Below are 22,111 nucleotides of genomic sequence, written 5' to 3' on the forward strand. Positions count from 1 at the left end.
CGAGAAGAGGCGAATAGCGATGAAAAATAATGGAGCCAATTTCAAAGAGTATTTTCGTAGAACAGCAGAAAATATATGGAATGACCGCGGCGTCATTATATTTTTCGTAGGATTTATTGCCGTATTGGGAGCTATATATTTCATGACCCATTCCAACCCGAATAACGACTCTGAAATATGCACTATCGAGTCGGTTGAAATTATTGAGCACGAGGACCCCTACGCAATCTCCGGTGCCTTCGAGACGAAAGAGTGCGGAACCATCACGATGTGGCACGCTCCCGATGGGGAACGTATCCGCCCCTACCTCAATAGCATTGAGGCGGGTAGGAAATACAGGGCGTACAAGTCCTTCACTACCCGAAACGACAAAACAGGGTTCTCCGTCATCCGCTTTGAAGAAATCAAAGAATAAGCCGTAGATCAATGAAATAAAGACGACCGCTTGTGAGTAAATATTGACCCTAATGCCCACGAGAGAAAGCAAGTAATAAAATATGTTCCTGGCAGAATTTGCACAAGGTGTTCGTGAAGGCCTCAAAGAGACATTAGGCACCATGAATCGGAGCCGCATGATAATGCTGGCAATTATTGTAGCGATTGCTCTCTTCGTTACCGTGTATCTTCCCTACTCTTTGCGTGATGATAGCGATAACGTTACCGCTACCTGCACCGTCACTAAGGCTTACACGAAGGACCGAGGGGGATCAGATGTTAGCGGCATGACCAATATTGCCCCCGTGGGTATTTTTGAGACGAAGGAGTGTGGCACGCTCCGCCTGTCTGTGGCTCCATCCGGGTGGAAGATTCCCGACTATGTTCAGACGGCTCAGGTGGGGAAGAAGTATCTGTTTCATGTAGCGAATGACTCTGCTCAAAAGGAACGGGATTTTGATACAACCCGCTTCGAAGAAATCAAAGAATGACAATTCTATAAACTAGAGCCCCGGGCAGTGCGAGTCTTCATCTCGTACCGTTCGGGGCTTTCCAGGCAATACGCGCAACCTATTTCGCCTCAACCAGCACCACCAAGACACGAAAGGCGCGTCCCCTCCCCTATGAGCAGCCGAGAAAATCGGGCGAATACAGGGCCACCCATCCCATCCGCCGGTAAATGGTCGCCCAGTCTTCACCCGAGCCTTGCACCCAGTTAACCTTCTGGTCAGATACGGTGCGATAGGCTAAGGATGTGCCCGCCACCTCACCGTAGCGAGCACAATTCACCAACCACCACACAAGGACGTACATACCATGAGCACAGCTGAAGTAAGCAGAGAAGCGTACTCTGCTACCATCGCCGACTCCAACTCGGTTGAAGGAGTGAATAGCTAAATGATGTCTCAAGAATTTGCTATTACCTTTTGGGGTGCGTGCTCCATCATCACGATCATTTTCACGCTTTTCACCCTGGCCACCTACATCATTAATCGGCGCCGTGACGAGAAGAAAAAGCGTGAAGGAATCTACATTAGTCGTATGCAGACGCTGCTGGCGTACATTATTGTCTTTTTCCCGGGTTTCCCGATTATCTGCTATTTTTTGTCGCTCAACACCCCAGAGACGAACTCATTTGTAGACATTGCATCCATACTCATGGCTGCTTTCCTGTTGTTCTACCTGTGGAGTGTCAACGCCACGTACATGAAGATTTCTTCTGAAGGTATTGAGCAGCACACCCCTGTTCGCGGGTCGAGGATCTGCCCTATCGGCGCGATTGATAGCGTCGTGTATAGCGAATCCACGGATGAAGATACCGCAAGCCGCACCTGGTTCCTCACCAAATCGCGTGCGCGCATTAACCCGTTGAACCCGAATTATGATGAGTACTACCTCTTGCTTATGACTCGATTTAGGGTTGAGTACGGGCGTTGGCCTTACCTGGATATTCCGGCTGACGTGGATAAGGTGAACCAGCTGGATAACCGTGCTGAAGTCATTCCGTACTTCAAGTTCCGTAAGAAAATCTCGGGTCTGGCTGAGATTGACATGTAGCCCGGCTTGCAAGGCTGAAGGCTCCCGGGGATGCGCGGACGGAGCGCGCTCTTCCTATTCACCAACCACACGAAACGAGAACCCACCATGCGTACTTTCCTGATTATTTTCTGGGGCATCCTGGCCTTCATCTCGGTAACCGGGACACTCTACATCATCATCAATTACGAGATTCAGCGATGGAAGGATATGGAGCGCCGCCGCCAAGGCGCGTATATCCGACGAGTTAATCAGGCAGAGGCTCTTCTAGCAATATTTGCCCCTGGATTTCCGTGCCTTTTGTTCTACCTTCATCTTGTAGATGATGGGTCTGCGGGTATCTTCTATGAATCAATTGCATTACTTCTGTCAATCGGGCTCATGATGTATGCCTGGTATGTACACGTTGCCTATGTGAAGATTTCCCCTGAAGGTATTGAGCAGCGCATGTGGTCGGCACGCACGACCGTCTATCCCTTCAACGCTATTGACGGCATTGAATACTACGAGGCAACTTCTACAGACGACCAGGACCTTGTGTCTTTCTACAGTAAATCCGGAAAACTCATTGCCGCTTTCTGCCCGATTATTCATAAGAATTACCGCCTCATGGCGATTGTTCGGTTCAGGATTGATAATGACCGCTGGCCTGATATGAATAATCCGGGTGATATTGCTCGGGCGGATGAGCTAGATAATGGTCGTGAGACAGTCCCCTACTTTAGAGAGCGCAAGAAGGTTACCGGCCTCGCCGACGTTGACATGTAGCACCCCGCGACAGCCGATACGATAGCCCCAAACACCGAACTCTATTCACCAACCACACGAAACGAGAACCCATCATGCGCACTTTCCTGACTATTTTCTGGGGTGTCTTCGCTGTATTCACTACAGTTGCAACGTTTTACGTCATCATCAATTACGAAGTGCAACGTTGGAAAGATAAAAAGCGGCGGCGCGAGGGTATTTATATTCGACGAGTTAATCAGGGCGAAGCTTTATGCCTGATATTTGTTCCCGTCCCGTCCGTGCTAATGGCTTTCTTACATGTTTATGTTGAAGAAGAATTCGGCACAGGCAATGAAATACTCTACCTATGCTTGTCACTTGCAGTCCTTCCGCTGTTGCGGTACGTGCATGTTGCCTACGTGAAGACCTCCGCCGAGGGTATCGAGCAGCGCATCTGGTTCTCTAACCCGACCCGTTACCCTTTCACCGCGATCAACCGTGTCGTGTTCTACAAGGCAGCAAAATATGAAGACGAGGATATGGTGGGGTTCTACGCTAAGTCAGGTACTCAGATTGCCCTGTTTAGCCCGTTGCCTCATAAAAATTACCGGCTTCTGGCGATTGTGCGGTTCAGGATTGAGAACGAGCGTTGGCCTGACATGGACAACCCGGATGACGTAGCTCAGGTGGACCGTTTGGATTGTGCCGGGAAGACGATGCGCTACTTTGAAAATTTGGGGAAGGTTACCGACCTTGCCGACGTCTACATGTAACCACCCACCACACTAGGACAGCGAATGTTCAGAAAATTTCTTGCCGAAACCGTCACCAACGGCTCTATCGGCCTCAATCGCCCCAAGGGTTATATTCCTCTGGGACAGCGGCAGAAAAAACCGCTACTGGCTGTAGTGTGTGTGGACTTGTTGACCCTATTTACGTGTGTTCTATTTCCTCTAACTTTTCCTGCAGAAACACTTATTGATTACATTCCGGCGTATCTATTTATGAATTTATTAGGATGCTGGCTCTGGTTCATGGCTATTCACACCCATTCCTTCTACATCCAGCAGAATGAAACCTCCGTGAAGTGGCGGAACTGGCGATTCAAAACCCGCGAGTTCGACTACAGCAGCATCACCAAAATACACATGCAGGTCAACGGCAAAGGCGGACACCTGCTCATCAGCAGTAGCCAGATGAGACGCTACCGTCTGGGTTTCAGCCCCGTCTTCTTTGACGCAACCTACATTTACCATATGATTCTCTTCCGCGAACGCTACGGCGTTTGGCCGCCCAAGTATATCCCGGAGCTCTTTGTAGAGTTCGGTGATTATGAGGAGATGGATACCCTAATCAAAATCCTCTGCTACGCCCGCAAGTATGAGATTGGTTCCCCCGAGGCTGGGGAGTACCGACAGATCCCGGAGCATCTGCAGCGCATCCTCGACCGCGCCGCGGCAGAGCCCAAATAGTTGAAAGGAATCGGATGAGTATTTTCTTTGAAACCTTAAGAGTGCTGTGGCTTATTTGCCTCTGGTGCGCCTTTATCTTCATGGCCCTTGCATCAATAGGGATGAGTGTTATTGACGCTTGGCCCTGGGGCGCAATGTTCTTCGTTGCAGGTCCTATAGGCCTCTCAGCTATAGATACGGTGCGCAGTAAAAGCTATGGATATGAAGCAAACGGCGGCCTCTTCCACCACTTCTTTATCTTCGTTCACTCCATCAGCGCAGTGGGCTTGATTGTTCTGACGGCGTTGACCGCTTTTGGGGTACTACGCACTGCGGATGCAATGCTGTGGACTCCAGAGACGAACTTTGCCTCCTGGTACATGGTTGGTGGGCTAACCATCGTCGCCTTCCTTATCCAGCGCATCGAGCCTAACGACGATATTCCCGACCTGCAGCGCATGGAACAGATGAATAGGCGCTCAACCCGAGTGGGTGTTGTGTCGGCGGCTATTTTCACGGTTCTGTGCCTCGTGGTTCCTCTGACCAGTTTCATGACTGCAGGCTACGATCCGGCGGCTCTGGCGGTTGCGCTTTTCCTGACCCCGGGGTTCCTGCGTGTTGTGCGTGAGGGCCTCTTCTACCTGCACGGTCCCCGCTTTGAGAAGGGGTCTGAGGGGTACCGCATCCTGCGTGCCGTGTGCATCGGCGTGGCTGGTCTGGCGGCGTGTATTGCGCTTGGATACTTAGGCTATTCGCTGGTCCGCAAGGAGTGGTTGCCTGCGCTGTTCTTTGCGGCGTCGGTAGCGATGAATGGGTGGTCGGTGAAGAAATACGTGACCGTGGGTATTTCTATTCCCGAAGAGGAAGAAGCGGATTCCTCTTCTTATGCTAGCGTTCAGGAGGCGGAGTAGAACATGCTAGATACCATCTTTAGTATCTTCTGGGGAATTATCTTAGTGCTGTCTATTCTCTCTATCCCCTACATTATTATTAGGTACGAGATTAATCGACACCAAGATAAGAAAAAAGAAGCGCAGGGAATTTACATTAGGCGAGTAAATCGCTTTGAGGTATGGATTTGTATATTTAATCCGTTCATTCCTTTTTTGCTATATATGGCCAATAGTCATAGTGGAAATATGGGTATCTGGTTTAATATCGCCGGAATTGCTTTAGCGTTATTCTTTTTCTTGTGTTGTCGCTATACTCTTGTTGCATATGTGAAGCTCTCCCCTGAAGGTATTGAGCAGCGCGTCTGGTCAGCCAACCCGACCCGCTACCCTATTAACGCGATAGACAGCATCGTGTATTACGAAACGCTGAATGTTGAAGATCAGGATATGGTGGGCTTCTATACCCGCTCCGGTAAACAGATTGCTGTCTTTGGTCCGACCACCCACAACAACTATCGGATCTTGGCAATTGTCAGGTTCAGGATTGAGAACGAGCGTTGGCCTGATATGAATAATTCGGATGATGTGGCGAGGGTGAATGAGTTGGACGATAGGGGTATGACCATTCTTTATTTCAGGGGTCGTGAGAAGGTTACTGGCCTTGCCGACGTCTACATGTAGCCCACTCGATAAGCGCCGACTACCCCCTACATCCAAAGAGCCGCAACCGGCACGAACACCACCAACACCGCGAAAGAGGAGCACGCATCATGCACACCTTTTTCCTTCTACTCTGGGGCACCTGCACCCTCGCATCAGTCATCGGCGCCATCACAATCATTGTTCTGCATGATAGGCACCTGCGCCAGGACAGGCAGCTCCGCGACGAAGGCATCTACATTACGCGCGCGCCCCGCCGTGAAGCACTCATATGCCTTCTTACGCCCATATTCCCGGCAGGTTTCTTCGCGCTCTACCTCTACACGCAGGTTGAGCTCGGTATCCTCTTCAACCTGCTGGCGTTCATCATGCTGCTCTTCTTCCCCTACCACTTTCTGCACGTTCACCTGGTGTACACGAAAATCACGCCAGACGATGTGGAGCAGAAGCTCTCTCCATTTGCTGCCGTGACCTCCTACCCGATTAGGGCTATCGACCAGGTTTTCTACTTCCAGGGTGATGCGGAGGAAGAATTGGAATGGACTGGGGTAGGGTCTGACAAGGCCACCTTCTACACCAAGAAAGGCAAGGAAATCGCCAAGCTTGACCCCGTTGGCAAGAACCACCGGCTGCTGGCCATCGTACGGTTTAGGCTCGAGTTCGACCGCTGGCCCGATATGCGGGACCCGCAGGATCTGGCGTGGGTTGATACGTGGGATAACCTCGAGTGGACGCAGCCCCTGTTCAGGAAGCTGTACAGAAGGCGCAACAAAATCACCGGCCTGTCGGATATCAAGATGTAGTGCCGCACGGCAACAGCCCCATGCATAGAGAAAGTTCCTGGGTTGGGAAATAACCTCGGCCGCAGAGTATTTCTACGTCGAACAGCACTCGGCAAACACACGAGATTAAAACAAAATAAAAAATACTTTTGACTATCACCTCAAGGTTGAATGGAATCCCCTAACGAGGCGCCGACTAGGACGAAATATTATCCGCCCTCTCAGATTAGGCTGATAGAGTGGTACTGGGCCCGGCCCTCCGTATACCTCTGCAGGCATCTTTCGGCTGCGTTTCAGGTACGCCACTATCGGTTGCTTGCACGACACATAACTTAAACGAAAAGATCATCATGACCAACCACACCACCGCGCGTCAGCGCTTATTCCGCTTTCCTTTGATTTTGGGTGTCACTACGGCACTGATTTTCTCGTCTTGTTCCACGGGTACGAACAACAATAGCGCCCCTTCCGATAAGGGCACCGTCACTTCCCAGAGCCCCCACCAGGTGGAGAACGCTACTAATGTTCTGCAGAACGTGAATGTTCAGATGGGCCGTGACGGTGAGGTCTCGTCGATTGAGTCGACCAACATTTACGTTAACGACAAGGACCGCACGAGCTCTACGAGCAATGTTCAGTTCAAACCCAAGGACGTCGTCAATGACCTTCCCGTGCGTGTGAGCCTGCAGTATTCTAGCGAGCGCGGTAGCGGCACTAACCTGAATGATTTGAACGGTTACAGTGGCGAAATCACCATTAAGGTTACGGTCGAAAACCTGACGGTGAAGACTGAGGACGTCACCTATGATGCATCCGGTACCAGCCGTACTAGCCCCGCACCGGTTGGTACTCCGTTCTCCATCGCTGCTTCTACTGTTCTTTCGGGTTCTCCGACCCAGGTTATTACGACCCCTGATGCCACTGATTCGTCGACGAATGGCGTGGTAAGCACCAATGATGAAGGTAAGGCTGTTGTTCAGTGGGGCGCTATTTCGGCGCCTCCGGTAACCGGCAGTTCCTCTTCTTTTGTGTTGAAGGTTAAGGCGAAGGATTTTAGCGCACCCACCTTCAATATTTCGGTGCAGCCTGGTTTTGCGTCCGATTTGTCTGGCGCGGGAATTATTACTAACGGTTTCACCTCTCAGGATGCCTCTCAGGTGGCGCTTCTGCAGCGCACCATCGATACCGTCAACGAGGTTAATTCAACGTTGAATAGCGCCAGTTCACAGGTTGCTCAGGTGCGTCAGAGCCTGGATGATACGTCTGCAACTTTGGGTAAGGACGCTGCCGAGCACCTGAAGACTCAGAATGAATCATTGACGAAGACCATGCAGGGTCTGCAGGCGAATATTGAGAACCTGCAGAAGGACCTTTCTGAGGCTTCGCGTACCAATAATTCTCAGCTAATTTCCCAGCTGGAACGTACCGTCGCGGCTCTTCACACCATGCTGGGTGATACGACAGCGCGCCCCAATGTGTCTGTTTCGCATAGTAATGGTCGTTGTGTTGTGCATCGTGAGGAGGATGCAAGTAGCCGTAGTGTATACGGTAACTTGGTCCAGCTCTCTGCGGTCCTGAACGCGTATGCGGAGGCAAGCTCAGACTGCCAGCAGGATCTTACGGCTTCGATTCGTGAGATTGTGGGCCCGGAGCACCCGACCGCTGAGACTTGCTCTTCTAGCGGCTCGGTAACCTGTGCCCTATTTGGTGCGTCGGTGACGGTGCAGAGCTCTTTGATTGCACTGGTTGCTACCGGCGAGAAGATTGTGGATCATCTGCAGCCGGAGTATTTGAAGGGTGCGAATACCAACTATTCGGCGTTGAAGCGTCAGATGGATGAGATTGTTCAGCAGATGGAGAAGGACCCGTCCTCTCTTGACGCTGATGCTGTGCGCGCTTTGCGTGAGAAGGTCAGCGCGGCTCGTCAGGGTGTGAACCAGTTGAAGGAAACGTCGAGTCGCCTGATTGAGAGCATCAAGAACGTTCATTCTCGTGCGGCTTCCGCTCGTGCAGATTTGGTGGAAGGTTCTGGTTCCATGAACGCCCAGAACCAGGAACTGGCGGAGCAGCTTTGCGCTCTGTCGACTGAGCGCGGCGGCTCTCTATCTGCTGAGCAGGTGGAGCATCTGCGTGGATACCTGACAGCTTCGTCTTGTAACGGTGAGGCTTCGCCGTCTGCGGCTCCTTCTTCTGAAGCACCTAGCCCCGCACCGTCTGAATCTGCTTCTGCGGCCCCTTCTGCAGAGCCGTCGAAGAATGAGTCGCCTTCCGCTGCCCCGTCCTCCGAGGCGCCTTCTGCCGAGCCTACCGCCACTGAAGGTAATACGCGTTCCATCACGGTGGAGAACGCGAACAGGCGTATCATCACCCCGAACCCCTCTGCTACACGTACTCCGATGGAGCAGCGTATCGCCAAGGCCGTAGCAGCATGGGATGAGGTCCTTGCCGCAACCTCTATGGATGACCCCAAGGAGGGCCTGGCTCGCGACGCCAAGAATCTTAACGATGCTGTGAACGCGGTAGATGGTGCTCTCGGTGAGGTTGAGAAGACCCTGGACGATGCCGTAAACGCACAGAACCAGGACGCCGAGAAGAAGGAACTGTCTGACGAAGCGAAGGTTTCGTTGCGTGACCGTATCCGTTCGGCTTCGGATACCGTCAATGCTCTGGGTAAAAACCTGGAAGATATGACGAACACGCAGGCAGATCTCTCCAGCGCTATTAAGGAAGCGTTCAAGGATTCTGCCAGCGAAACTCGCGACACCCTAACGGGCATGATTAACGAAGAGATCCGTAAGGTTTCGAGTAACGGTTCGTCCGCCGCTTCGACTGCCCAGGAGGCATTCGCCGCATCGATTGCAGGTATTACTGATACCGCGAATACCGTGGTTCAGGTGGCTGGCGATTCTATCGAGGTTCAGCATAAGGATATGAATGAGCGTATTGAGGGTCTGCGTCAGTCCCTGGACTCGGTGACCGAGCGTTCTCTGGTTGCTCTGAGCACCCGCACTGAGAACGCTACCCGAGATTTGGCTGGTGCTTCTGCTCAGCTGAATAACGACCTGTCGAAGCTCATGCTTGATTTGGGCGATAGCAGCGCTGAGGGTGCTGGCCTCTTGGGAGCGCTCAAGAGCAATAGCGCGAAGGCGGGTGCCGCTGACTACCAGCTTGCTTTGGCGATGCAGAATGCTCAGGGTTACACGAACCTCCGCTCCGAGGATATCGCTGCTCTGCAGAAGCGTCAGGCGCAGTTCAAGGCCTCGCTGCAACGTCTGCGTTCTCTGCCTACCTTCCATCTGTCGAATGCCGGCAGTGCAGAGGTGAAGACAGTGTACACCTTCCAGATTGGTGATTAGCCGTGGGGTTTTCCCCTCATCTGGGTTCTGATCCAGGTCCTCACCGCCGCGAGGGCAGGCGGCTCACTCAGCGCACCATGGTGTGGTGTGTCAGTCTGTGTGTGCTGTTTAGCCTTGCGGTGGTGGGGATCTGGTATGGCGTGCGCACTGTGACTCCTCAGCCTTTGCCGCTCGGTACGGGTACGAACCCTGCGTCTGCGGTGACGGTTCAGCAGGCTATTTCTCTTCCGGCCTCTGGCCGTGAGCCTGTTATTGGTGTTGTCGCTACTTTCGGTGATGATGCTGAGGGGTCTGCGTGGCGTCTGAACGCTCAGGGCGCTCGTGTTGCACAGTACCGCCTGGCTCTGGGTAATTCGTCCGTGAAGGTTCTTTATGCGAACGATAAGGGAACGGAGCAGGGCGCCCGTGAGGCGGTAGAAAAGCTCTCTTCTGAGGGCGCTTTGGGTATTGTGCTTGCTTCTCAAGGGGAACATCTTCGGGGTGCTACGGCTGCCGCCAAGGAACGCAATGTTGCGGTGATTGAAACGTATGACCGGGTAGATACTGGCGATGGGGTGTGGAGTTTTGCTCTGGACCCTGAGCAGGAGAAGCAGGCCTATACGGCTGCCATTCGTTCGCTTGCCGGTGTATCTAGCACGGGCTCTTCGCAGCAGCAGGATGGTGTGCACACCATCCTGCTGGATGCGGGTGAGGGTTCTGCGCCTGACCTTCCCTATACGAATCGCGTTCAGGTTTCTGCTGATGAAGACAGCATGAAGGACACTCTCAAGGAGCTGACGCGCCTTCTGGGTGATAAGTCTTCGGGCTCGTCTCCGATTCTTGTTTTAGCGGGCTCTGCCTCGACTCAGGCAAAGGTTCTTCGTTCTCTCCAGAGGGCTGGCATTACTTCTCCCGTGATTGCAGGTGAGGAAGCTTTGACGGAGCCTTTTACGCGGCTCCTTCTGGAGAACGGCGGTTCCCTGACCGACAATATTCGCGTCGTGGGGCGTATGCAGGCACGTGCTGCGGCGTTGAGTGCTGATGATGCCGGTCGTGCTTCTTCGGCGTTTGTGTCGACGGTGGAGCGGATGAAGAACGATTCTTCGCTCAAGGATTTGTCGGGCGAACAGGCGTTCTCGAACTCGGCAGTGTGGGCGGATGCTCCCTCCCATAACGCGCTCTTGGCTTTTGCGTATGCAACGAGCCGGGTTCGTGAATACACTCCCGATGCGGTTCGACGGGTTCTAGGAACTCTCCGGCTGGACGCTAAAGATTCCACAGTGGCGTATCCGTTGGATTTTTCGTCTTCCTACGCCGCTGGCGGTCAGGTGGGGCTTCTATACCCCACCGCGGATGCTTCGATGATTCAGGGTGGATCTGCCTCAGCGGATGCGGTGAACCCGCCCGTGTGGATGCTTCGCACGTTCACTTCAGAATCTCGCGACTAGCTTTTCCGCACAAAACCTAATCCGAGCAAAGCCTAATCCGTGCAGAGCCGGTCCATCACACCCCGGCTTTCGGGTATTACTTCTAGTCCGTTCACCAGCAGGGCTCACGATTTATCTATTTTGGAGAACACCTTATGCGCTTTTTCCTTGATCTTGAAGAGCATAACGGGAGCTATGAACTAGACTCCTGGCAGCCTGAGACGACCATCGCTGATCTCGTCCAGGCGACCGGTGGTCCCTCCCTGCCTGCCGACGAGCCGCTGTACTGCGATAACCGCCCGGTGACAGCCTCCTCCACCCTGGCAGAGGTCAAGCCGATGGAGGGTATGCGCATCTCTAGGGCACCGCTCTCCTACCCTTCCCTGGTGCAGGGCTGGAGCGTGTGCTTGAGCGGTGGTTCGACGGTTACCCTGCCGCGCCCTATCCCCTCTTCGCGTCCTCTGGTGGCGGGTCGTTCCCCGTACGCCGATATTGTGCTGCCCACGGCGAGCGCGTCGTGGGAGCATCTGCACCTGCAGGTGGTTCATGATGAGTCGACAAACACTCAGAAGGTGCGCATCACTGACCCGGGTTCTACGAACGGTAGTTTTGTGGACGGTCAGAAAATCCATGAGGAGGGTCTGACTGTTTCTGAGAGCACCACGATCCATGTTGGCGATTGTGTTCTGACTCTGCGGCCTGCTCCTCAGGAGAAGGCCGCACCTCGCCCCGGTAGCGCGCCGAATGTGAGCGCATCGGGCACAGCGCCGTTTAACCGTCCGCCGCGTCAGGGTGCGCTGAGCGCTCCGGAAAAAGTGGAGGCGCCCACCCGCAAGAATATTTCTGACCCGCCGAAGTTCAATATTGCAATGGCGATAGGCCCGCTTATTATGGCGGCGGCAATGGTCGCCATTATGCAGGAGATTCGTTACGCCCTTTTCGCGATGCTCAGCCCCGTCCTGAGTATCGGCATGTGGGTGGAGCAGAAACGTCGTCACGCCAAGGACAAGGTGAAGGAGCGTGTGCGTTTTGAGCAGGAAATGGAAAAGTTTAAGGAACGTGTCGCTCTGAGCAACCGTGAGGAGGTTGAGCGTCTTCGTGACCTTGCCCCGGCACCGGATACCGTTCAGCTGCGGGCGCTTCTTCCCGCGATGACGCTGTGGCGTCGCCGGAGCACCAGCCCCGACCTGTTGACTTTCCACATAGGTACTGGGCATATTCATTGGACTCCTGAGCTGACGAAACCGAGCAACCCTGAGCCTGAGGTTCAGCATCTTCTTGACCACAATACCCTGTGGGATGCTCCGCTGATTGCTGACCTGCGTGAGGGTGGCGCTATCGGCATCGTGGGGCCGCGTGAGCAGTCTCTCGCCCTGGCGCGTAGCCTAGTACTGCAGGCGGCGACCCATACGGGTCCTGCAGATATGACGATTGCGGTCTGCGCTGATTCCGCGCGTTCGCAGGACTGGGTGTGGACGTCGTGGCTTCCGCATATCCGCATGGCGCAGAACCAGCAGATGCGTTGGTTTGCTTCTGGTAAGGAGCAGTCGGACCAGATGCTGCGCTCTCTTTACCATGACATTGAGTCCCTTCCGACCCGCGGCCTGTGCGTGGTCGTTGATTCGGATACCCTCACTGAGGGCCGCGAGTCGCCGGCACGCGACCTTTTGGCGTACGGCGATGAAGTGCGTCTGATGGCGAATAAGACTGCTGCCGCGGGCGCTCGCCGTGTTGCCGGTATTGTGTTGGCTTCTTCCGTTGACCGTCTTCCGGCGTCTTGTACTTCGGTCGTGGAGATCGGTGAGGAGGCTTCTATAACCTATTCGGAGCCTCGCCGCCGTTACACGGTCACTGACGGTGTGCTCGCTGGTGTGAGCGCTGAGGATGCTCTTCATGTGGCGCGTACTTTGGCGCATCATGAGGACCCTGAGCGTCTGCTGCTGGGTGGCGGTTTGCCTCAGCTGGTGAAGCTGCCCGAGCTGGTTGGTTTGCCGACCCCTCCGGGTGCTGAGGATATTGAGGCGTTTTGGTCTCAGGCTAATGGTTTCAGTACGGAGATTGGTGTGGGCGATTCTGGTGCGTTCACGCTGGACTTGGTGAAGGACGGCCCTCACGGTCTGGTGGGTGGTACTACCGGTTCGGGTAAGAGTGAGTTTTTGCGTTCGTTGGTGGCGGGTTTGGCTGCGCACCACGATCCGAGCCGTTTGAACTTTATTCTGGTTGACTTTAAGGGTGGTGCGGCGTTTAAGACGTGTGAGCGTCTGCCGCATACGATTGGTACTTTGAGCAACTTGGATGCTCAGTTGGCTCACCGCGCTATTGAGTCGTTGGAGGCGGAGATGGATCGTCGTCAGCGCCTGTTTGCGGCTGCTGGCGAGGGTGTGGATAACATTAAGGATTATTTGGCGACGAACCCTCCGGAGCCGATGCCTCGCTTGTTGCTGGTGATTGACGAGTTCGCGATGCTGGCGAAGGACTTCCCGGATGTCCTGTCGTCGCTGGTGAGTATTGGTGCGGTGGGTCGTACCCTGGGTGTTCACATGATTCTGGCGACTCAGCGTCCTGCTGGCGTGGTGAATGACGATATTCTGGCGAATACGAACTTGCGTGTGGCGTTGCGTGTGCAGAGCCGTGAGGATTCTTCGAACGTGATTGGTGTTCCGGATGCTTCGGAGATTTCGCGTTCGCAGATGGGTCGCGCCTATGTGAAGCTGGGCCAGAATGATATTTCACCGGTGCAGACTGCCCTGGTGACGGGTCAGAGCGGCACTGAGGTGGTGACTTCTCTGGAGGTTCGTGCGACCGATAGTATCGGCACTCCTCGTTCGGAGCGTGCACGTCCGAAGGTGTCGTCGAGTGATGCGAATGACCTAGATCTGCTGATTGATGCTGTTGTGGCGGCTCATGCGGCTCGTGGCGCGGTCGCTCCTCGTAAGGTGTGGCCTGAACCGTTGGGTTCGTATGTTGATTTGGCTGATTTTGGTGTGCGTGGCTTCCCCGACCCGGATCTTCCCACTGTGGGGGGTGTCCGGGACGGTGTCCTGATGTGCACTTTGGGTGATGAGCCGGAGCTGCAGCGTCAGGTGCCTATGGGCTGGAATATTGAGATGAGCAACCTGCTGTTGGTGGGTGTTGCCGGTAGCGGCACGACCACGACGATTCAGTCTGTGGTGCTGGGTTTGGCTCAGCATTATTCGCCGGAGGACATCGATATTGTTCTGGTGGACATGGGCGCTGATGGTTTGTTGCCTCTGCACTCCCTGCCGCACGTTGTGTCTGCTGTGGGTACCGGCCAGGGCGCTAGGGAGCGTCAGGCTCGCTTCTTGCGTTTTGTGAAGTCGGAGCTTGATGCTCGCCGTGCTGACGCGTCACGCCGTAAGCCTCTTTTCATTGTTTTGGATGGTTTTGCGACGCTGCGTGATGAGTTCTCTGACGCTGTGAGCATGGATTTGTTGGCGAATTTCTACCGCGTGTATGCGGACGGTCCTGCTGTTGGTATTCACTGCGTGGTGTCGACGAGCCGCGCGAAGAATATCCCCTCGCAGATTCTTGATGCTTCGTTGCAGACGTGGTTCTTCCAGCTGAGCGATATCCACGATTATTCGTCGTACGGTATTCGCGGCACTAATGTACCGGCCGCCATTCCCGGCCGTTGCGTTGATCCGAAGCATCTGCGTCAGATGCAGGTGGCTACTCCCGCTGTTGGCGTGGAGGAGGCCGTCTCTATGGTTCATGAGCGTTTCCCGCAGGCTCCCGCTAAGCGTGACGTGATTGGCCAGTTGCCGACGTGGGTTTCGTGGGAGAGCATGCCTGCCGCTGAGTTTTCTCCGAGCCTGTGGCGTATCCCTGTGGGTATTGCTGAGGCCACGCTGGAGGCGTGTGCTTTCGAGCTGTACGAGGGTGAGCACGCCATGGTTGCGGGTAATCCGCGTTCGGGTAAGTCTTCTCTGCTGGTTGCGTTTGCTCGCCTGGTTTCTCGGGCGAGGGCTGCGGCGGAGCGGGCGGTATCTGCCGCGTTGGCGTCTGGTGACGCTACCGCAGCGGAGAACGCACGCTTGGATGCCGCTGAGGTTCCGGAGGTTTGGGCTGTCTTCGATCAGCGTTCCGGTCTGGTGAATGCGCCGGATGGCGTTTTTGACCGGGTGTTTGAGAGCAAGAATGCTTCTGCTCAGGTGCAGGCGGCTTTGCAGGATGCCGCGGGTCCGGTGCTGTTGCTGATTGATGACGGTGACCGTGTGGATGACCCGATGAACGTTTTTGATGCCATCGTGAAGGGTGACTTCCCGGACGTTCACATTATTGCGACGGGTAAGCCGACTGATTTGCGTCCTTTGTATAGCCATTGGACGAAGGCTATTCGTAAGTTCCGTACGGGTGCCGTGGTTCAGCCGAATGTTGATATGGACATGGACATGTTCGGCACTATTCCGAGGCGTGCCCCGGTTCAGCTGAGCGTTGGTCGTGGCTATGCGTTCTTGGCTGGATCGCCGGTTCTGGTGCAGCTGATGAGCCCCGAGGACTCTCAGCACCGTGGCGGGCTGTAGGGCTTGTCTGGCGCGTGGTGAGGTATCGTGTAACTTTACCGACCGTTTTGCTGTAGGGGTCACCCCGTCTGGGGAATCTTCCTGCTTGTTGTGAAGTTGATGTTAAGGAGTTAGCCCGTGACTGTACCTGCTGGTTCGCCGCAGTACTCCGGCTCGGAGCGTCGTGATGCTCATCCTGCCCCGCAGGCTGCTGGTCAGCCTGCTGGGGGCTTGGTTGCGGGCACTCCCCTTGGCTCTTCGTATCGTTTGCTTCGCCGGGTGGGTTCTGGTGCGGTCGGTGAGGTGTGGGCTGCTACGATGAGCGGCTCGTGGGCTCTGTACGCGGCGAAGATTCTGCGCCCGGAGCTTGCGAAGAACCCTGTGGTTCTTGAGTCTTTTGTGCGTGAGCGTTCGGTGTTGTTGGCGCTGTCGCATCCTCATATTGTGCCGTTGACGGACATGGTGGTTGAGGGCGGCGTGCTGGCTCTGGTGACGGAGTTTCAGCATGGCGGTTCGCTACGTCAGAAGCTGGACTCTAAGGGCCCGCTACCGGTCCGCTTGGCGTTGAGCCTGATGGTGCAGGTTCTGAATGCGGTGGAGTTTGCTCACCGTCAGGGCGTGATGCACCTGGATATTAAGCCGGAGAATATTCTGCTGAGCGGTGTTTTGGGGGAGTCTCTGGATCAGCAGGTTCGTGTGGCTGATTTCGGTATTGCTTCTTTTACCGGCTCTGCGGGTTCGGGGGCTTCTCGTTCGTTTTCTGGCACTCCGGGGTATATGGCTCCGGAGCGTTCTGCGCACGGTGTGGCCACTCCGGCGGTTGATGTTTATGCGTGCGCGGTGACCCTTCATGAGCTGCTGGTGGCGGCGCGTCCTCTTCCGGTGCGTGGTGGTGCGGTGCAGTTGTCGCCGCAGATTCCGGCTGAGGTTGCTGAGGTGCTTCACGGGATGTTGGCGGAGAACCCGGCTCAGCGTCCTGGTGCGGCTGAGGCTGCCGCTAAGTTGCGTCTTTTGGCTGAAGGTTTCGCTACTGATGTGGTGCTTCCTCGGTGGGTTGAGGTGTCTTCGGGCGCTGTGGGGTACACGCCTACGGTGGTTCATGGTGCTGAGCCTACTGTTTCTGCGGTGCCGGGGCAGAATGTTACGGAGCTGTATGGTGCGGGCATGCCGTCGCTGGGTCAGGCGCAGAATGAAACGGTTATCCGGGCTCCTTTTGTGGTGGAGCAACCGGCATATGTGCCTGATGAGGTCGTTGAGGAAGAGGAGCCTGCCCGTTCGCCCTTGCGCCGCCCGCTGGTGTGGGGCGCTATCCTGGGTTCTCTGATCCTTGTGGGTGTGCTCGTCTTCGTGGGTTTGAACGGCGGTAAGGGTTCACCTAAGACGGCCGAGTCGTGGTCTGCGTCGAGCCGTAGTTCGGCGTCTTTGCCGAGTGGTTTGGGCACCCGTATTGAGGGTACGTATAACCCGCGGGATAAGAGTGCCCGCCTGACGTTTGAGTTTTCTTCGCAGAAGTCGGCTCTTCGGGGCGATATTTTGCAGGTGCTTCCCGGCGTTGAGGGTGATTCGTGTGCTTCGGTGACATGGGATGCCGGCCAGGCGTCTTCTGGCGTAGCGAAGAATCAGTCGAGTGTGACTGCGGTGGATGTTCCATGTTCGTGGAATCTGTCTGGGGTGAGTATCCCAGCTAATGGCGTGGTGCAGGTTCGGGCGAATGTGTCTGCTGAGTTTAAGGATTCGCGTGCTTTTGAGGAATGGCTGAACCGTATCGAGTCTGAGACGTCTAAGGCTATTTCTGATCGGGAGGTTCGTTCGACGGCGTACCCGATTCAGCGTTTGCGTTCGATTGAGTTGCGGGTTCCTTCTCGTGTGGTGAATCAGAGTGTTTTGCCGGTGACGGTGGTTCCGGTGTGGCCGAGTGGCGCGGATGAGCTGAACCCGTTGATGGTTTTGCCGCGTACGGGTGAGTTTTCGACGCTGGTTCAGGCGATTTCTCCGGATGCTCAGTTGATTAGTTTTTCGGATGGTTGTTCGGGGCATGTGTTGGTGTCTGAGGATCAGCGGGTGGTGACGGCGCTGTCGGTGACGTCTAAGTGCCGCCTGAACGCGCAGATTGGTAATTTCACGAACCTGTCCAGCAGCGACTTCGCGATTATCACCCGCTAACGGTGGTGCTCAGATAAGCTACTGCTGGTATGCAGAAAGCCCCTGGGCTGAGAGGTCATCTCTCAGCCCAGGGGCTTCTGTATACGATTATTATAATTAATTTTTAATTCTTTATTCTTTAATTTCTTCGAAGCGGGTTGTATCAAAATCCCGCTCCTTTTTAGGCGATGAATTTGCAACATGGAATAGGTATTTTTTACCAGGCTGAGCTGTTGCAACATATGCGGGTATCTTCCAACCCTCAGGAGCTTCATACATCGTAAGATTGCCACACTCCTCAGTCGTAAAAATACCTATGGGGGAAACATTAGTTGTACCCGCAGTATCCGCTCCCCCCAGCTCCTTTGTATACGCTCCGGTCACAGTGCATACTGCAGTTATCCCATCACTATCATCACGCAAATTTTTGGGAATAATATAAGTTATATATGCAATCAATGCTATCGCCAAAAAAAACGATATTTTACTATAATATTCATGATAATTAGTCAATATTTACAATCTCCTTAAACCAGGGTATAAAAAGTTCCTAATTCTTACTTCTTCCATTTGCGCATTCGTTCCTCGATAATGTCACCTGCCCAGTCCACGGCATCTGAAATCCTATCCTTCGCGTGAGAGGCAGTTTGTCGCGTTATGTCAGCAGCCTGTCGCGTTACATCCATGGCATGATGCGATGCGCTAACTGCTGCATCTCGTGTTACACCAACAGCATGTCGCGATGCACCAGCTATAGCAGCACGGTTCTCCGCGGCATCCTCCGGAGTCATCTTTACCGCAGTCTTAAAAGAAGATTTCAATCCATCTTTTTGAATACCCTTCGCAAGCACCGCATCCATATGCTGCGGCGAATTTTCACGCCCCTGCATACCCATCTCAAGCCTCTCCTGAACAGAATTCTTAGCTGCGCCAGAAAGGGTGTCAATCGTAACATCACGACTGAATTCAAAGGAGCTTTTCTTAGCTGTTTCCCAAAGAGTTGTCGGTGTCGCTGACCGCATCATTTGCGACGAATCCAAAAGATCACTCGGATTATGGCTTGGGGCGCTATATTTCTCATACCCCGCGACACCCCATTTACTCTTCATCTTTCCTCCAGCGACAGCACCCACCGCCGAAGCGGTAGCGCCAGAAGCAAACATACCCATAGCGCCCGTTATACTCTTATCCTTCACTTTGTCGTCAAAGCAATACGACACTACGTTATTAATACCGCCTGACACCGAATCTTTTACTACATCCTCCACAAGCTTATTATTCTTCAAATAAGTTCCAGCTTTCTGGGCCGCTTTGCCAATCTTAGAAATTTTTTCTGTCGCGTCAGCCAGCTTCTTCAGATTACCTAGACCGCCAGTAACAGCACCCGTCACAGCACCGGTAATAGCTCCCTTTACGGCTTCCTTACCAGCCTTAGACCAATCAACCTTCTCGCCAGACATCTTCTGCTCGATTACCGACATACCAGCACCCATCAAAGCACCTGATGCTGCACCAAATGCGGCACCACCAAAAGGCCCCAAACCAGTGCCCAATGCGCCAACTACGGCACCAGTAAGCAACATGGCGCCAGCAGCTACATATTCCCAGTTATTTTGTAACCAGCCACCAGAAGCTACCTTTTGCTCGCGGTACTTATCGAAGTCCTCCACCGACACCGGCGACAAACCCCACGAATCCACCAAAGAAACCGGGTTACCACCCACCAACGAGAACCGATCAGCACCCCAACCAACACCCACAGGCGCAGCCAAAGGATCAGGCGCCGTAAAACGAGCCACACGCGAATCCACCACGCGGGCACCCAACACCTCAAAACCAGTAGAACCCAGCACCACACCCGAAGCCACAGAAACACCAACCAGCGAATCCGGCAACACAGGCACACCACCAGCACCCTGAGCAGAAGGCACAGCAGGCGCAGCAACACCCAAAGAATCCCAACCATACGGGTCCAGCAGACCGGCACCAGAACCAGCACCAGGAACCAGCGAACCCACAGAAGGCATCGACGAGCCAGCCACACCCAGCACACGCGGAACAAACGAATTCTCATCCCACACCAGCGGGTGCATCACCGAAGCATCAAAACCAGCCGCAGAACCAGCATTAGTACGAGCACCGGTTGAGGGTACACCAAACTCGGGTACACCAGCAGACGCGCCACCGGCAGCAAGCACACGACCATCAGTAGAAGCACACAGCAGCGAGAAGGCCACGGCAGAATCATCAGCAGAACCCCACGACGCCACCGAGTTCACGAACCCGGCCGCACCATAGGTCAACGAGGAGCCGGAACCATCCGAAGAAACCTGCAGAAGACGCGAATCATTACCGTCATACGAGAACACGCTCGTCGCAACCGGCACCAGGGTGACGCCTTCAAGTTCCACAGACTCCGGGCACTGGCCCAGCCACGCCTGAGCATCCTCAACAGCAGAGGCAAACTCAGCCGACTGGGAGTCAGCCTTCGCCTCATCCTGCACACCGTAGACGCACACTGCGCGAACGCGAGCACCCTCATCAGTGACCAGCACCTTCACCCAAGCATTCTGCGGCTGGGCGCTATCAAAGTACTCAACACGCACCAGCGCGCCAGCGGCATCATAGGCCCAACGCAGAGTCTCCGTGCCGCGAACGGCAGAAGAGAGCATCTGCGCGTCAGTGTAGGTGTACATGACCAGGCCAGCAGGCGAATCCACACCGCTAATACGGCCCAAATCATCGCGAATAATCTCAGTGTGCAGAGCCTCAGAAGAGTCTGCCACAGCCGAGTCTGCCTCAGCAGGGCCCTCAGTCACAGAGCTCATGTGCGCGCCACGGTAACCAAACTCACGAACCCAGGTACCCGCCAAGTCAGACACCTGTGCACGCACCAGCGCGTCCACCGCGTTGTACTCGAAGGAAGACTCCACACGAGACTCAGAGGTAACAGCGGTCCCATCCAGACGATACGCGGTGATATCAGTCTGCTTGACCATGCGGCCTGCAGCATCATACGCATAAGCGCTCGAACCCAGAGGGTGCACAAACTCAGTGCGCAGACCATCAGCATCGTAAGCGTAGGACAGCTCATAGCCACCGGTCTCGTCCATGTACGCGGTACGGAAAGACTGCGGAATCTGAGCACCAAACTCACGGCGCTGACGAACCAAACGACCCAAACGGTCATACGACTCAACCGTCACCACGGGAGCACCAAACACATCAACACCCGCGTGATCATAAGTCGTCATCGTACGGCGCGCAGAATCACGCTCCATACGGTACAACAAAGAACCATCCACCGAATGGGAACAGGGAACACCGTCACGGTCATAACCGAAGGAATGTACAGCACCATTACCGTCAGTACTGGTCAGCAGACGACCGGCAGCATCATAGGTAGAGGTAGTGCGCACACCCAGCGGATCCGTTACCGCCAGAACATTACCCATCAGATCATACTCGTAGCGGGTAATACGACCGGCAGAATCCATCACGGAGGTAACGTTACCCGCCTCGTCATAACGGTAATGGGTCACGCCACCGGCACCATTAGTCACCGCAACCACCTGAGAAGCGGCATCATAGGTGAACGAACGAGTACCCCACTTGTTATCGCGGATGCTCTTCACACGACCACAAGAATCCCAGGTGTAGAACACCGGAGAAGCCACACCGGAACCGGTAATAGACAGCACACGACCGCACGCATCATAGCGAACGCGCGCCTCAGAACCGTCACCGTACACCTGGCGAATCAGACGGGAATCAACGTCATACTCGTAACGAGTCACAGACTGCTCAGCAGTGCCGGCAGCCTCATAGGTTGCAGCCAGTCGACCACACGCATCATAGCTGTACTCGGTCACACGACCCGCGGGGGAAATCATGCGTACCATCTGGTTCGAACCGTTGTACTCGTAACGGCTCAGACCACCCTCAGCGTCCAGAACCTCCACGGGGTTACCCGCACCGTCATAAACCATCGTGGAAACAGTCGGGTCGTCAACATCCGCACTAACCTGCGGACCAGAATCCTCAGAGAGAACCTCGCTACGCACCGGGCGGCCCAGGTGGTCACACGAGATACGCACGCGGTCAACACCATCACTAGTGGTGATGGTCTTGTGTGAGGAATCGACGGAGGTACGTACACTCACGCCGGTCGGGTCAATCAACGCGGTCAGAGTGCTTG

14 protein-coding genes and 1 pseudogene are annotated in these 22,111 nt (G+C 54.6%); 13 read left to right on the plus strand and 2 right to left on the minus strand.

Annotated features, from left to right (window positions below):
- The 13 genes from HMPREF2944_RS00225 to HMPREF2944_RS00285 form a co-directional block, all read left to right on the plus strand.
- Positions 1-415: hypothetical protein (locus HMPREF2944_RS00225; RefSeq protein ID WP_371440394.1), on the plus strand; the 415-nt coding region annotated here is incomplete at its 5' end.
- Between the two features lie 82 nt (positions 416-497).
- Complete coding sequence (locus HMPREF2944_RS00230; protein WP_070679283.1) at positions 498-926, plus strand: hypothetical protein; 429 nt, start codon at positions 498-500, stop codon at positions 924-926.
- A gap of 406 nt (positions 927-1,332) precedes the next feature.
- Positions 1,333-1,992 carry a G protein-coupled receptor family protein gene (locus HMPREF2944_RS00235; protein WP_070679287.1) on the plus strand — a complete coding sequence of 220 codons (660 nt, stop codon included), beginning with the start codon at positions 1,333-1,335 and terminating at the stop codon, positions 1,990-1,992.
- An 87-nt stretch (positions 1,993-2,079) separates the two neighbouring features.
- Positions 2,080-2,739 (plus strand): hypothetical protein, encoded by a 660-nt coding sequence (locus HMPREF2944_RS00240; RefSeq protein ID WP_070679367.1) that lies wholly within the window; start codon positions 2,080-2,082, stop codon positions 2,737-2,739.
- A 74-nt stretch (positions 2,740-2,813) separates the two neighbouring features.
- The gene (locus tag HMPREF2944_RS00245; RefSeq protein WP_070679289.1) at positions 2,814-3,473 is read left to right on the plus strand and encodes a hypothetical protein; all 660 of its coding nucleotides are present in this window, start codon (positions 2,814-2,816) and stop codon (positions 3,471-3,473) included.
- Between the two features lie 261 nt (positions 3,474-3,734).
- Positions 3,735-4,172 carry a hypothetical protein gene (locus tag HMPREF2944_RS09080; RefSeq protein WP_141755706.1) on the plus strand — a complete coding sequence of 146 codons (438 nt, stop codon included), beginning with the start codon at positions 3,735-3,737 and terminating at the stop codon, positions 4,170-4,172.
- A gap of 14 nt (positions 4,173-4,186) precedes the next feature.
- Positions 4,187-5,062 (plus strand): hypothetical protein, encoded by an 876-nt coding sequence (locus HMPREF2944_RS00255; RefSeq protein ID WP_070679295.1) that lies wholly within the window; start codon positions 4,187-4,189, stop codon positions 5,060-5,062.
- A gap of 3 nt (positions 5,063-5,065) precedes the next feature.
- Entirely contained in the window at positions 5,066-5,725 is a 660-nt protein-coding gene (locus HMPREF2944_RS00260) for a hypothetical protein (protein WP_070679301.1), read from the plus strand.
- Between the two features lie 89 nt (positions 5,726-5,814).
- Positions 5,815-6,507, plus strand: coding sequence for a hypothetical protein (locus HMPREF2944_RS00265; RefSeq protein ID WP_070679304.1), 693 nt, complete (start codon positions 5,815-5,817; stop codon positions 6,505-6,507).
- A gap of 329 nt (positions 6,508-6,836) precedes the next feature.
- Positions 6,837-9,842 carry a chitinase gene (locus HMPREF2944_RS00270; protein WP_070679307.1) on the plus strand — a complete coding sequence of 1,002 codons (3,006 nt, stop codon included), beginning with the start codon at positions 6,837-6,839 and terminating at the stop codon, positions 9,840-9,842.
- Between the two features lie 149 nt (positions 9,843-9,991).
- Positions 9,992-11,269 (plus strand): type 1 periplasmic-binding domain-containing protein, encoded by a 1,278-nt coding sequence (locus HMPREF2944_RS00275; RefSeq protein ID WP_246826216.1) that lies wholly within the window; start codon positions 9,992-9,994, stop codon positions 11,267-11,269.
- Between the two features lie 134 nt (positions 11,270-11,403).
- Positions 11,404-15,792 carry an FtsK/SpoIIIE domain-containing protein gene (locus HMPREF2944_RS00280; RefSeq protein WP_070679313.1) on the plus strand — a complete coding sequence of 1,463 codons (4,389 nt, stop codon included), beginning with the start codon at positions 11,404-11,406 and terminating at the stop codon, positions 15,790-15,792.
- A gap of 117 nt (positions 15,793-15,909) precedes the next feature.
- On the plus strand, positions 15,910-17,934 hold the full coding sequence (locus tag HMPREF2944_RS00285; protein ID WP_070679316.1) for a serine/threonine-protein kinase: 2,025 nt from the start codon (positions 15,910-15,912) through the stop codon (positions 17,932-17,934).
- Between the two features lie 111 nt (positions 17,935-18,045).
- Here HMPREF2944_RS00285 and HMPREF2944_RS09085 read toward each other — a convergent pair whose 3' ends face one another.
- Both HMPREF2944_RS09085 and HMPREF2944_RS00290 read right to left on the minus strand, forming a co-directional pair.
- Entirely contained in the window at positions 18,046-18,426 is a 381-nt protein-coding gene (locus tag HMPREF2944_RS09085; RefSeq protein ID WP_141754184.1) for a hypothetical protein, read from the minus strand.
- A 44-nt stretch (positions 18,427-18,470) separates the two neighbouring features.
- A pseudogene (locus HMPREF2944_RS00290) lies at positions 18,471-22,111 on the minus strand (type IV secretion protein Rhs); the annotation flags it as partial.

This window comes from Rothia sp. HMSC072E10 (genome assembly GCF_001813965.1).
Taxonomy (GTDB): Bacteria; Actinomycetota; Actinomycetes; order Actinomycetales; family Micrococcaceae; genus Rothia; species Rothia mucilaginosa_A.